Here is a 13772-nt window from a genome sequence, read left to right as displayed (position 1 = left end):
ATTTATTAGAATTCGAAAATGCTTTGAATGGAATTAGTAGTGAACATCTCCCTGTTTTAGAAAGCTGATGGCCGATGAAAATCAGTACACAGATGAATCATGAATTACCTCCAGGAGCTTCTTTTGTGAAAGGCAGCTAATGCCGAATAGCGAAAGACGGTTAGAATGCCGTTATATATGCCGAGATAGGAATCAGTTTATCTTTTTCCTAAGTAGGGTGGTACCGCGTAATCACGCCCCTTCATTTTTGAAGGGGTGTTTTTTGTATTTTATGATAAAAAGGAGCTAATCAGAATGAGTGAATTATTGAATGATTTGCAGTTCAGAGGATTAATTAATCAAATGACAGACGAAGAAGGTCTGAGAAAGTTGTTAGAAGAGGAATCAGTAAAATTATATTCTGGTTTCGATCCTACGGCAGACAGCCTGCACATCGGGCATTTACTTCCGATATTAACTCTTCGCCGCTTTCAGCAGGCAGGACACCGCCCAATTGCCTTAGTCGGCGGAGCAACTGGCTTAATTGGCGACCCAAGCGGTAAGAAAGCAGAAAGGACGCTTAATACTTCTGATATTGTGCAGGAGTGGACAAACAAAATTAAAGATCAGCTTTCCCGTTTCCTTGATTTTGATCCCTTAAGTGAAAATCCTGCTACTCTAGCCAACAACTTTGACTGGATCGGATCTATGGATTTGATCACATTCCTAAGGGATGTAGGAAAAAATTTCGGTATTAATTACATGCTTGCAAAGGATACGGTGTCTTCAAGAATTGAATCAGGAATTTCCTACACAGAGTTCAGCTACATGATTCTGCAGTCATATGACTTTTTAAATTTATACAGATCAGCTGGCTGCAAGCTTCAAATTGGAGGAAGCGATCAGTGGGGAAATATTACGGCTGGACTTGAGCTGATCCGAAAATCTGAGGGAAATTCAAAAGCATTTGGATTAACAGTTCCATTGGTTACAAAATCAGACGGTACAAAATTCGGTAAAACAGAAGGCGGAGCTATCTGGCTCGATAAAGAAAAAACGACTCCTTATGAGTTCTACCAGTTCTGGATCAATACAGATGACCGCGATGTCATCAAATACATCAAGTTCTTTACATTCCTTTCCCATGAAGAGATTACGGCACTTGAACAGGAACTGACAAATGCACCAGAAAAACGCGCTGCACAAAAAGCACTTGCCGAGGATATGACAAAGTTAGTACACGGAGAAGAATCTTTGGAGCAAGCAATCAAAATCTCTCAGGCTTTTTTCAGCGGAAACATAAAAGAGCTGACTGGGGAGGAGATTGAGCAGGGCTTTAAAGATGTACCTGCATTTACAGCAGAAGAAGCAGAAATCGGCTTAATCGACCTGCTTGTCAATGCAAAAATCTCTCCCTCAAAACGCCAGGCACGAGAAGATGTTTCAAATGGAGCGGTATACATCAATGGCGAGCGAATTCAGGAGACGGACAAAGTCCTTGGAGCAGACGACCGCATTGACGGAAAATTCACTGTTATCCGCAGAGGGAAGAAGAAGTACACGTTAATTCAATACAAGAACTGATGAAAAGCCTCGCTTGCTGTAACGGGTTAGGTTGAAAGGTGCAAACCACACTTCAATAAACCTAAGGAATAGCACAACAATTAGCAGTCTAATTGATGTGCTATTTTTTTATTTTAAAAGGATTTTTTATAGATTAACTTGATTTATACGATATACATTACACATTATGTTTAATTTTCGTTAACAAAAAGATAGAAAGGAGCAGGCAATACATTTTTCACGAAGTATTCAGAAAAATCAATCTTGTAAACAGCTTAAATATATGGTAAATTTGCATCAATGAATGAATATACAAATAATTGTACGAAGAGTGGTGCTATGGAGATTTTTGAGTCGCTCCTTTCTAAAAAGGGGCTAATTTTGCAGAAGATAGCAGAGGATCTATTATTTATTGAACTGAATGAGCGGATACCAAAAGTAGGAGATTTTTCAGAAAGGTTTAATGTTGGCAGGGGAACAGTACAGACAGCCCTGAAATATCTTGAGCAAACCGGCAGCATTAGTCTTGAACCTAAAGGACATATGGGTACCTTTTTAAGGAAGAAAAATATCCCCTCTTTGTTCAAGTATTGCGGTGCTGAAAGAATGACCGGAGTGATGCCTTTGCCGTATTCCAAAAAATATGAAGGGCTGGCATCCGGCCTTACGTCTCAATTTGAGGAAAACCAATTGAATTTAAGCATTGCTTTCATGAGAGGGGCTAAACTGAGAATTGATGAAGTGAGCAAAGGGAGATACGACTTTGCCCTTGTTTCCAAATTCTCAGCAGCAGAAGCATTGAAACAGGACCCGGATCTTTCTATCGCTCTCGCTTTCGGGAGCCATACGTATGTTTCAAAGCACGCGGTATTCTTTTCCGAAAAGGGGAATCTTGAAATCAAAGATGGCATGAAGGTAGGAATTGACCATAATTCAACCGATCAAAAAATTCTCGTTAAAGCGGAAACAAATGAAAAACAGGTAGAGTTTGTTGAGCTCAATTACATGCATCTTCTACAGCATTTAAGAGCGAAAACGATTGATGCGACCATTTGGAACATTGATGAAATTGACAGCGGGTTATACCATACGATACCGCTTTCCTCTGAAATAGCAAAAAAAGAAGAGTTGAATATAGGTGAAGCTGTCTGCGTCATTAGAAAAGAAAACAAAAAGGCGGAGTATATTCTGCAGCATTTGGATTTACATGAGATTAAAAGAATACAAACACTGGTGGAAAAAGGGGATTACATTCCGAAATACTAAGATTCCCTTTTATAATCAAAATACAATTTATTGTACATTGGGAGGAGCGCACTCATGAAAGAACTGTTTGAAAGACTCCAAATACTAAAATCAACGGATGCCATTACAGAAAATGCTCAAATCATCTGCCATAAAACGATTGATGCATATTTGTCTCAAACGGAAGCTGCTAACTATCAAATGCTCATTACTCATTTGGCCATGGCAGTGACAAGGGTGGAGAGAAATGAACCGCTGAATGCTCCGCCATCATCGATTATGGCGGAAATATATAATTCTCCAAATCTTGAAGAAGCGCAAAGACGAGTCAAATGGATTGAAACTGAATGCAGCATCACCATACCAAAAGAAGAAAAAGAATTTCTATATATGCACTTTGTAACAGCATTAACAGCATAAAGGGAGGAATAAAGAATGAAAATTGTAGTAGGCGGTCAGGTAGAGAAAAAAGAGATTGAGAGTTTAGTTAAGAAATACGGAGGAGAGCAGGTAGAAGTAACCGTGAAAGCTGATTTAGAAGCGGCGATGCTGCTGAAATCAGGGGGAGCGGATTATTACGTCGGCGCCTGCCATACCGGAGGAGGTGGAGCTTTGGCTATGGCAATAGCGCTGCTTGGAAAACCAAAGTGCGCAACCATCTCTATGCCCGGCAAGACGCCGCTAAAAGAAAACGTGCAGTTAGCAGTCGATCAGGGGGCAATAGCTTTTGGATTTACTGGGGATCACAAGGAGAAAGCTGTTGAGTATTTAATGGAGGCTTTATTAAAAAACAAATAGATTGATATGGGGATGGGGGAAGAGAGATGGCAGAAGTAATTTTAATGGCTTGTATTGGGGCTCTAGCAGCCGTCATGGCAAATCTGGGGATTGCGGTCTTTAACGATGGGCTCAGACCGATTGTTCCGGAAAATCTTGAAGGGCGGATGAGCCGAAAAGAGCTTGGGGTAACCGCCTTTGCCATGAGTTTCGGTCTTGTCATTGGGTTTGGGATTCCGATTTCAATTGCGGGAAGCATTATTCTTATTCATAGTATTTTGCTTGGTACAGACATCATTGGTCTTGCTTTCAACAGAGGAAAAATTAATTCCGTGCTCGCAGGGGCTGCCGGAGCTTTATATGGTGCTGGCATTTACTATGGTCTGCAGGTTGTCGTCGATGCATTTGCGATGCTGCCGCTGAATTTCGCTGAAGGATTTAATAAAATCGGCGAACCGGTTGTCGTTTCCTTCATGGTGTTTCCAGCCATCGCTGTTGCTCTTCAATTTGGAATTAAAAAAGGGATTCTGACGTTTATTGTGGCGGCAATTGCAAGACAGCTTATCGTTTTTGCGAACACGGAAAAGCTGATCAGCATCAATGGGACGCAAGTTGTTTTAAGTCCGGAAGGGATTGCTCTTATCATCGGAATGATTTTCTTAATCGCATTTGCTGTACGGGAAAAGTCGGATGAGAAGAGCCTGTCCGCTTTAGCGGCATTGTTCACAGAACGCGTCTCGAAAATTAAAAAATATGTATGGGTGCTTATGATAAGCGGCGGACTTGTAGCCGCAGCTACGAGCCAGCTTTTAATTGCCGGCGACCCGATCTCTCTTAACCTGCTATCGGAAGGGAAGATTGCCGAAGGCGGTATTGCCTCTCTTGCAAAAGCTATCGGATTCGTTCCGCTGATAGCAAGTACAGCGATTGCTACAGGGGTATATGGTCCAGTAGGGTTTACCTTCGTTTTCGGGGCTGGAATTTTCTCCCCAAATCCATTCATCGCGGCTATTTTAGGAGCCGTCATCATCTTCGTGGAAGTGATGATTTTGACTCAATTAGCAAAAGTTCTCGACCGCTATCCCGGTATTCGGGCATCTGGTGAAAACATCAGGACAGCGATGACGCGCGTATTGGAAGTGGCCCTTCTCATTGGAGGCGCAAATGCTGCGAATGCCATTGTTCCAGGTCTGGGCTTCTTCGCCATTGCCGGGATCTATTTACTGAATGAAGCAGCTGGACGTCCAATCGTCCGTATGGCAGTTGGGCCTGTTGGAGCAATTGCAGTAGGAATTATCGGAAACATCCTGGTACTTCTTGGGCTCTACATACCGCAAGCAGGATAAGGAGGCTTTTCAATGTATATTCAAACCGTTCTAGGTAAACTGGAGCCGCAGGAGTTAGGTGTGTGTGCCTGTCATGAACATCTATATGTGGACTTAAGCAGAGTGAAAAAGAACGAAGATACTTGCTTGCAGGATATTGAACTCATCATGGAAGACTTAGAAAGTTTTGCCGCTCTTGGAGGCAAAGCGATTGTAGAAGTCACAAATGAGGGGATGGGAAGAGACGCTCAGCAGCTTGCGGAAATTAGCCGGAAAACTGGTCTGCAAATCATTGCGAGTACGGGCTGCTATAAGGATCCATTCATTCCGGATGACAAAAAGGAATGGAATCGGGATCAATTTGCAGAGTGGATGATCACGGAAATCAAAGAGGGAATAGGAGAGACGGGAATTAAACCGGGGGTAATCGGTGAGATCGGAAGCAGTCTGAATGAATTTAAACCGATCGAAACCGAGCTTTTCCATGGAGCCATCGAAGCGGCCAAAACCACAAAGCTTCCGCTCTCCACCCATACAACGCTCGGCACTTGTGCCCTAGAGCAGATTGATCTTTTTCAAAAAGAAGGTCTGTTTCTTGAAAAGGTGATCATCGGCCATCAGGATCTGAATACGAACGATGAAGTTGTACTGGAAGTATTGAACAGCGGAGCATTTGCGGCGATGGATACGATCGGCAAAGAAAATTACCGGGCGGATGAACACCGAATCCGGTCTTTGCTCACATTTATTGAAAAAGGTTTTGAAAATCAGCTCTTGCTCTCTAGTGACCTGACAAGGAAATCTCATCTAAAGTCACACGGAGGGCAGGGATATGATATTGTTCTCCGATCGTTTATACCGGCACTGATAAGCCATGGAGTCAGCAGCTCTATTATAAATAAACTGCTCGTAACCAATCCTCAAAAGGCATTCAGCATCGGTTAGGAAGGATGATGGAAAATGGCGTTAAAATATGCAAATTCCGTACTTATTAATCGGACGATGGAAGAGGCAAAAGAACTTCAATTCAAACTGATTGATGAAATGACGAAGGTGTTTCGAAACAATGCCTTTTTTGAAACAGGAGATGTGGGGCTTCATCCGGAGTATCACCGCCCAAAAACAACAGCAGCTGCCGAGAAGGTGTTATCGAACGTGTTTGATTCTGAGGACTGCGCTCTTGTGAGAGGAAGCGGTTCCGGTGCGATCAGGATTGCGCTTAGTATGATAGCGGAACCGGGAGATTCTATTTTTGTCCATGAAGCACCGATGTACATGACCACAAAAGAAACGTTTCGAATGATGGGACTCAAGCAAGAGGCTGTAAATTTCAATCAGATGAACAATGTGAAAAATGCATTAGAAACAAAGCTGCATATAAAGGTATTTTACATTCAGCATGCAAGACAGCAGCCGACCGATACTTATGATTTAGAAGAAATAATTGTTCTTGTTAAAAAGTCAAGGCCGGATGTCATCATTTTGGTTGATGATAACTACTGTGCAATGAAAATGAAGGGCATTGGAGTTGAGTATGGAGCGCACCTTTCTACTTTTTCGGGATTTAAAGTGCTTGGCCCTGAAGGCATCGGCCTCATTCTCGGTTCAAGTGAAATCATTGAAAAAATACATCAAACCAATTATTCCGGAGGCGGTCAGGTCCAGGGGCACGAAGCCCATGAACTGCTGCGGGCCATGACGGTGGCTCCAGTTATGCTGGCGATTCAGAATGAACAGGTGGAGCAGCTATGCGAAAACCTTAATCATGGAGGTTTTTCATTTGTTAAAGAAGCGTATATCACAAACTCTCAATCAAAGAATGTAATTGTTGAACTTTCAGCACCGATCGCACCAAAAGTGATTGAAAAAGCCTCTTCATTCGGAGCGGCAACCTATCCAGTCGGAGCAGAATCAAAGTACGATATCCTGCCAATGATTTATCGCGTATCCGGGAGCTTTTTAGAAAGCCAGCCACATTTAAGAGAATACGGTTTGAGAATCAATCCAATGAAAGCATCTGCGGAAACCATTTTACGGATACTTGAGCTTTCAGTTAATGAGATCGTTAGGGGATGAGACAGCCTTGTTCTTAGACATGATACAGAAACGAAACCCTGCATTAATTAAGGCAGCAGCTGCCTTGCATCAGAGTGGTTCTATCCCTCCGAATACGTACGTCATCGACTTGGACTCATTCAAGGCAAATGTACGGGCTCTTGCAAAATCAGCCGAGACAAACAGCGTTAAGCTGTTTTATATGACGAAACAAATTGGACGAAGCGGTTTTGTCGGGAAGACCATCCAGCGAAACGGTATCGAGAAAGCGGTTGCAGTTGATATTGATGAAGCATTCAATCTTTCAGAGGCAGGCTGCAAAATAGGGAATCTCGGTCATCTTGTACAGCCTGGAAAACATCAATGGGAAATGGTCCTAAAACAGCTCCGGCCTGAAGTGGTCACACTTTTCTCCCTGGAAAGAGCCAGACAGCTGTCAGATGCAGCCTTCAAACTGGGACTGAAACAGAACGTTATATTAAGGGTGATTAGCCAGCATGATTTCATTTATCCGGGTCAATACGGCGGATTTTTAATTGACAGCTTAGAGTCGAGTATACGTGAGCTGCAGCTGATGTCGGGAATAAACGTCATTGGAGCAACGTGTTTTCCGGTCTTGCAGCTGAACGAGGCCAAAACCGATTTTGAATTCACCAGTAATTTGCAAACCCTGCTAAAATCCAGAGACATTCTTGCTAACCAGGGAATAGAAGTAACTCATCTTAATGCGCCGAGTTCCACTAGCTGCCATACGATCCCCCTTCTTCGCGAATATGGGATTACGCACGGTGAGCCGGGGCATGCCTTGACAGGAACGACTCCTCTGCATGCGTATACTGAAAATCTGATAGAGAAACCGTGCATGACTTATTTATCGGAAATCTCGCATATGGATGAAGATCAGGCGTACACCATTGCAGGCGGGTTTTATGCCCGTTCCAATATGAAAAAGGCACTCTTTGGAGATCGCTTGGATCAGGAAACAGCGGTTCATCCGGCTTCTTCAGAAAACATTGATTACTACGGAAGCTTGAAGCGGGGTCCAAAGATGAATGTTGGAGATACGGTTCTTTACGCTTTCCGAACGCAGATTTTTGTTACGAGATCCCACGTGGCTTTTCTTAAAAATGCAGATTCAAAAACTCCTGAGGTGGTTCATTTTCAGAGGAGAGGGGTGTAGGGAAAATGGGAAAGGTATCGTTATTTATTTTGGACGGTTTCGGCATAGGAGCGATGCAGGACTGTGCAATTGCCAAGCCGGAGGACATGAATGCGAACACATATCGACACTTGAAGGAAGCATCTGAACTGAACATTCCTTTTCTATATAACTCCGGATTAAATCAGCTGGCTGATGGAACCGGATTGCCAGCGGCTGCTTATGGAAAAAGCAACCTTGCACATGACGGAGCGGATACGTTTATGGGGCACCAGGAGCTGATGGGCAGCAAACCTGGAGTTCCTAAAAAACGGCTGATGAAAGAAGTCAGCAGGCGCATCAAGTCGAAGCTGATCCAAAACGGCTGCCGTGCAGAGTATCCGGTTCCGGAAGCTCCGCTTTTACTGGTGAATGGCTGTATTTTAATTGGCGACAATCTGGAGTCCTCACCTGGAAACATTATTAATTTAATATGCGATTTAAATCAAATTGCATTTGAAGAAGCATGTGAGATTGCAAGAATTGTAAGAAGATGCGTGGACACGAGCAGGGTCATCGTATTTGGGAATGAAAAAACGTCTATTGTAAAAATATTATCAGCCGTAATGAACAAGCCGAACGGTCAGTGGGGAGTGGACAGTCCGAATGCCCATGTATACGGCGAAGGCTACCATGTGCTGCATCTTGGATTTGGAGTGGATTACAGCAGACAGTTTGCCCACCTGGCAGAGATGGAAGGTCTGCCAGTTTACCGGATTGGGAAAACCGCCGATGTCGTTTTGGCAAAGGGATTCAGTGACCCAGCTGTTGAAACCGTCAAAGTGCTTTCGTCTTTTGAGCATCACTACCGGAAAGCAGAAAAGGATGCGATTTTTCTTATAAATGTTCAGGAAACCGATCTTGCGGGACACAAACAGGATTGCGAGTGGTATCGCTCGGTGCTTGAGGAATCCGATTCCTTTCTTGCAGCATTCCGGGAAAAACTCGAAGATGATGATTTGCTGATCGTCACAGCTGATCACGGAAACGATCCGACAATCGGCCACTCCAACCATACAAGAGAGCAAACGCCAATTCTTGTGATTGGAAACAAAGTCAAGCCAGTGTCAATCGGAGAACGGGAAACGATGGCAGATATTGCGGCAACCATGGCTGAATATACCAAAATCCCCGCACCTGAATATGGAAGAAGTTTTTTGAGAGAAATCTTGAATGCGAACTAAAAAGGAGGGCAAAGAATGAAAAAGATAGGTGTATATCTGATGATCATCTTCCTATTTACAGCTCCATTTGCAGCCGGCGTATCAGCTAAAGAAAAGCCAGGAAAACTAAGCTATGGGAATTCTAAAACAGAAGGTATGGATCCAAAGATTCTATCAGAAATCGACGGTGCCGTTTACCGGGCAATAGAAGATGGAATTACACCCGGAGTGGTCGTGCTCGTTGCAAGAAACGGAAAAATACTCAAGGAACAAGCATACGGTGATGCTCAAAAATACGATATGGGGAACCTTCTCGATCATCCCAGAAAAATGAAAAAGGATTATATTTTTGATTTAGCCTCTGTTACAAAAGTGATGGGCACAACCCAGGGGATTATGAAGCTGGAGTATGAGAATAAATTATCCCTATCCGATCCTGCAGCTAAATACATTCCTGAATTTGGTCAAAATGGAAAAGAGCATGTGACCATTGCAGATTTATTAACGCATACGTCGGGATTAACCCCTTGGTACCCTACCTATCTTTACGCCCGCAATTCAAAAGAAGTACTTAACTATATTAATAAGCTGCCACTTGAATATGAAACAGGCACGCAGCGGAAATACAGTGATTTCGGTTTTATGACACTTGGATTTATAATTGAAAAAATCACTAAGCAGCACCTTGATCGATATTTGGAAAACGAAATCTACAAGCCTCTCAAAATGAAGAATACGATGTTCACGCCTGATGCGAAGCAGAAAAAGAAAATCGCCGCCACTTCATGGGGAAATCCATATGAGTATAAAATGATTGATGATCCTGACTTTGGATACGATGTAGAGGAAGATCCGGACATGTTTCCTTATTGGAGGGACTATACACTCGTTGGAGAAGTGAATGATGGCAACAGCTTTTATGGAAACGGCGGGGTTGCCGGTCATGCCGGTCTGTTCTCAACGGCAAAGGATTTAGCCGTATTAGGACAGGTCATGCTGAATGGCGGGTCCTATGGCAAAGTGGAAATTTACAATCAGGAAACGGTCAACACCTTTACTTCTGATCAAGCGTTCGGACAAGGGTATGGATTTGAGAAAGCGAAAAACTGGTACATGGGTGACCAGTATTCGGAAAAAGCCTTTGGTCATACAGGATTTACAGGAACTCAAGTCATCATAGATCCGGAATACAACCTGCAGATCATCCTGCTCACCAACAAACAAAACAATGGACAGCTCCCGAGCGGAAGCTATGCGAGCACAGGACCTCTGTCTAAGAAAATCGCCAACATCGTTTATTCTTCGATTAATCGATAAGACACCTTACAAATAGGTGTCTTTTTAGCATGACGGAAAATTGATACACTACTAATAAAAGAAAAGCGGGGTGCAGAAAATGAAATTTGATTACCATACTCACCATGAAAGATGCGGACATGCAGAGTGCTCCATTCGCGATTACGTGGAAGCGGCATTGGAAAAGAAACTGGATATAATTGGCATTTCGGACCATTCTCCATATCTATACAGCGAAGAAGACCATTTGTATCCGAATATTGCGATGGCAAAAAGTCATTTTCCAGAATACGTGAAGGAAGTGCTGAGCCTGAAAAAAGAGTATGAAGGCAAAATCGAAGTTCTTCTCGGTGTAGAGTCTGATTTTTTTCCGGAGCATATCCATATGTACAAGCAGTATTTTGAAAAGTATCCATTCGATTATGTGATTGGATCGGTACATCATGTAGAAGGGCTGAATATCTTTAAAAAAGATCGCTGGGAAGGGCTCACTGAACAGGAGAAACAGAAGACGAAGGACAACTATTACACCTTGATTCAGAAATCTGCCCACAGTGGCGTATTTCAAATTCTTGGTCACATAGACGCCATGAAAGGTTATTATCCCGAATTTTCAGCGATTCAAACCGAGGCGGTGGACCGGACGTTAACCATCATTTCAGAGTGTGATGTAGCGATTGAAATCAATACATCCGGCAAAAACAAATTTTGCGGAGGATGGTATCCTTCTGACGAAATACTGGAAAGAGCGCTTTATCATGGAGTGAAGGTCACATTCGGGTCAGATGCCCACACCCCTGCACGTGTCGGAGATGAATTTGAGGAGGTGCAGAGTGTGCTAAAAGAAATAGGATTTAAAGAATGGGCTATTTTTAGGCAAAGAAAACGGTTTATGACTTCTTTATAAAAAATTCCAGTGTATCACGCAAATCACTAGAAAAAAGCTCTTGAGACTTGGCATGAAAATTGAAGAATTAGTGTAGGAAGACAGGCGGAGTTTTTCAAATCGGTTTGGAGAAAAATTTATCAGAACAGCAGGAAAAATGCTGAAATATATAATATCTTACCTTTTCCAAAAATTACACGAAAATAAATTTGTAATATTTGTTGTAACAGAACGTTTGTTCTCATATGGTGAAAGGAGAATAAAGGAGTTGATATTATGAAGGTCTTATTGGAGAAATCAAAAAATCAGCAGATGCCGATTGAAATTATATACCTTTCTGAAAAAGGATTAATTACGCAAAGAACTATCATTGTTAATGAAGTAAAAGAAAATTATATTAAGGCTTACTGTTTCACAAAGCAACAATTAAGGCTCTTCAAAACAAGTAATATTTTATCAGCTGCTATGCCAAAGAGGAAAGCGAAATTTGCCTAGAAAACGGTTTTAAGGTTTAAGAATAGAAATTGCAGTCGATTTATCCCTGGAAATCGTTTTATCAACGTTTACAATGCAAAAAATAAAAAAGCCCTAAAAACCTAGAGAAAATAAGGTTTTTAGAGCTTTTAAATATTTCGTTAACTTAGCAATTCAATTAATGTGAGTAGAACTCAATAGCAGACAAAACACTAGCATTCTTACGATTTGAGAAGGGGTGTAAAGAATAATTATCGTGAAAATTGATTCACTTAATAATAAAAACTCACCTTATCGGTGAGTTAAGAAATTTATGTTATAGACTTGTTCTTCCACTATATCTGTGTCTATGTGGTGTAGTTCCATCGACAGTGGTAACACCACTAAATTCATGATAATGACCACCATTCGGAACAGGAATTGCTGGTCCAGTTATACCACGTATTTGATGTCTATGTCTGTTATCAATAGAAGTAAAAGTAAAATATCTGTGTGTATGTTGGACTCCACTTGGTGCAGGTTCAGTAGTTCCAGCATATTGATGACTGTGTCCGTCTTCAAAAGATGTAATGCCTTTAAATTCGTGGGTATGAATAGGCCTTCCATCCCATGAAGTTATAAAGAGCTGATGGGAATGCATAGGGTCTGAATCATCTGAATGATACATGAATCCAGTAACAGGGATATCCATTAATAACCACTCCTTAAATACTTTTTAACACATTATTCAAGGACAAAACAAAAGATGTAAGATTGGGAAAAGTTATTAAATGAAATTGATATTTTAAAGAATTAATAAATAAAATACCTCCCCAAAAAGTGAGCTATCGATTAAATTAAAATAAGCCTGCTTCTTTAGCAGCTTCTAAGATAATTTGAAATGGAAGAGAAGGTGCTTGTTCACGGGTGCAAGAGTCCATCTAACCGAGGGAGTTGAACAAAAAAAGTTTTATTATTGGTTACATATCACTTTGGAATGATATAATTTGTTCATTGTGAAATTTTTACAAAAAAAGGATGTGTGATTTTGAGAATTTATTTACTCCTCCCTGCAATTGCTATAACGATTATATGGTTAATCTTTAAAGCTGTTATAATAATTTTCATTAAAAAGAAATTGGACTTGAAGCGAGAAGTAGTGAATCTTTTCTATTTCATTAGTGTAATGGGAATAATAGGACTAACACTTTTCCCTATTGAAATAGCTACTGGTTCTGAATACGATTCACCTAATAATTTTGTGCCATTTTCAAGTATTAAAGAGTTATTAAATCACTTTTATTTTATAGTTCCCTTAAAAAATATTTTAGGAAACATCATATTATTTATGCCGTTAGGTTTCATGCTTGTTTTGAAATTCAAAAGAATAAACAATTTGCTAACTGTGATTTTAGTAGGTTTATATAGAGATTATTCAACTGCTATTACCCAACAGGGCGTTGGATGTTGATGATATTATATTAAATGTATTAGGGACTATGGTAGGTTTCTTACTTTTAAAATTAACCAGTATTGAAAAAATTATAGGATTTAGTTCAATTCAAAAACAATTAAATTAAGATTGGGCTTGTTGAACTAACGGGTGCGTACGTATTATCTTAAGGAACGCCAAATAAGTTGGAGTTCCCTCAGCTATGTTGACCTGATGTAATACCTTTAATAAACGATGAAACTATCAGTTGGAGGGGGAGGTAATCTGTCCACTTTTTTATTCCCCCAAAACCTCCCCCAATCCCCCCAAATAGAAGTGTTTATTTAGGTTATTTTAAAAGAAATTAAAAAATAAAAACCCTAGAAAGTACGTTATATCA

The 13772-nt window shown here is 41.2% G+C and carries 15 protein-coding genes and 1 other annotated feature; of the genes, 14 read left to right on the top strand and 1 reads right to left on the bottom strand.

Annotation, left to right across the window (positions count from 1 at the left end; all coding sequences use genetic code 11):
- Nucleotides 1-14: 14 nt before the first annotated feature.
- Nucleotides 15-244, top strand: a binding site (T-box leader).
- 50 nt (nucleotides 245-294) lie between these two features.
- The 12 genes from tyrS (at nucleotide 295) to LIT25_20450 (ending at nucleotide 11982) form a co-directional block, all read left to right on the top strand.
- A complete protein-coding gene (tyrS, locus tag LIT25_20505) occupies nucleotides 295-1563 on the top strand; it encodes a tyrosine--tRNA ligase (protein ID USK32939.1) in 1269 nt (422 codons plus the stop codon).
- Nucleotides 1564-1923: 360 nt separating this feature from the next.
- A complete protein-coding gene (locus tag LIT25_20500; protein ID USK32938.1) occupies nucleotides 1924-2808 on the top strand; it encodes a GntR family transcriptional regulator in 885 nt (294 codons plus the stop codon).
- A 54-nt stretch (nucleotides 2809-2862) separates the two neighbouring features.
- Entirely contained in the window at nucleotides 2863-3207 is a 345-nt protein-coding gene (locus LIT25_20495; protein ID USK32937.1) for a PRD domain-containing protein, read from the top strand.
- Nucleotides 3208-3222: 15 nt separating this feature from the next.
- On the top strand, nucleotides 3223-3585 hold the full coding sequence (locus LIT25_20490; GenBank protein USK32936.1) for a DUF2620 domain-containing protein: 363 nt from the start codon (nucleotides 3223-3225) through the stop codon (nucleotides 3583-3585).
- A 26-nt stretch (nucleotides 3586-3611) separates the two neighbouring features.
- Complete coding sequence (locus tag LIT25_20485; protein USK32935.1) at nucleotides 3612-4910, top strand: YhfT family protein; 1299 nt, start codon at nucleotides 3612-3614, stop codon at nucleotides 4908-4910.
- 12 nt (nucleotides 4911-4922) lie between these two features.
- Nucleotides 4923-5834: a phosphotriesterase gene (locus tag LIT25_20480; GenBank protein USK32934.1), complete on the top strand. Its 912-nt coding sequence runs from the start codon at nucleotides 4923-4925 to the stop codon at nucleotides 5832-5834.
- 15 nt (nucleotides 5835-5849) lie between these two features.
- Nucleotides 5850-6965 carry an aminotransferase class V-fold PLP-dependent enzyme gene (locus LIT25_20475; GenBank protein ID USK32933.1) on the top strand — a complete coding sequence of 372 codons (1116 nt, stop codon included), beginning with the start codon at nucleotides 5850-5852 and terminating at the stop codon, nucleotides 6963-6965.
- 7 nt (nucleotides 6966-6972) lie between these two features.
- On the top strand, nucleotides 6973-8124 hold the full coding sequence (locus tag LIT25_20470; protein ID USK36353.1) for a YhfX family PLP-dependent enzyme: 1152 nt from the start codon (nucleotides 6973-6975) through the stop codon (nucleotides 8122-8124).
- Nucleotides 8125-8129: 5 nt separating this feature from the next.
- The gene (locus tag LIT25_20465) at nucleotides 8130-9326 is read left to right on the top strand and encodes a phosphopentomutase (GenBank protein ID USK32932.1); all 1197 of its coding nucleotides are present in this window, start codon (nucleotides 8130-8132) and stop codon (nucleotides 9324-9326) included.
- A 15-nt stretch (nucleotides 9327-9341) separates the two neighbouring features.
- Nucleotides 9342-10622: a serine hydrolase gene (locus LIT25_20460; protein USK32931.1), complete on the top strand. Its 1281-nt coding sequence runs from the start codon at nucleotides 9342-9344 to the stop codon at nucleotides 10620-10622.
- A gap of 79 nt (nucleotides 10623-10701) precedes the next feature.
- Nucleotides 10702-11508, top strand: a complete 807-nt coding sequence (locus LIT25_20455; GenBank protein USK32930.1) for a histidinol-phosphatase — start codon at nucleotides 10702-10704, stop codon at nucleotides 11506-11508.
- Nucleotides 11509-11763: 255 nt separating this feature from the next.
- Nucleotides 11764-11982, top strand: a complete 219-nt coding sequence (locus LIT25_20450; GenBank protein USK32929.1) for a hypothetical protein — start codon at nucleotides 11764-11766, stop codon at nucleotides 11980-11982.
- 295 nt (nucleotides 11983-12277) lie between these two features.
- On the opposite strand, the gene LIT25_20445 is transcribed toward LIT25_20450, so the two are convergent.
- Complete coding sequence (locus LIT25_20445) at nucleotides 12278-12652, bottom strand: YmaF family protein (protein ID USK32928.1); 375 nt, start codon at nucleotides 12650-12652, stop codon at nucleotides 12278-12280.
- A 336-nt stretch (nucleotides 12653-12988) separates the two neighbouring features.
- Between LIT25_20445 and LIT25_20440 the strand changes: the two genes are divergently transcribed.
- Nucleotides 12989-13411 (top strand): VanZ family protein, encoded by a 423-nt coding sequence (locus LIT25_20440; GenBank protein ID USK32927.1) that lies wholly within the window; start codon nucleotides 12989-12991, stop codon nucleotides 13409-13411.
- Nucleotides 13401-13520, top strand: a complete 120-nt coding sequence (locus LIT25_20435; protein USK32926.1) for a hypothetical protein — start codon at nucleotides 13401-13403, stop codon at nucleotides 13518-13520. Before LIT25_20440 ends, LIT25_20435 begins: the two co-directional genes overlap by 11 nt.
- Nucleotides 13521-13772: the final 252 nt, after the last annotated feature.

It is taken from the genome of Bacillus sp. F19 (genome assembly GCA_023823795.1).
In the GTDB taxonomy this organism is placed as follows: Bacteria; Bacillota; Bacilli; order Bacillales; family Bacillaceae; genus Bacillus_P.
This window is presented reverse-complemented; position numbering and strand designations above follow the sequence as displayed.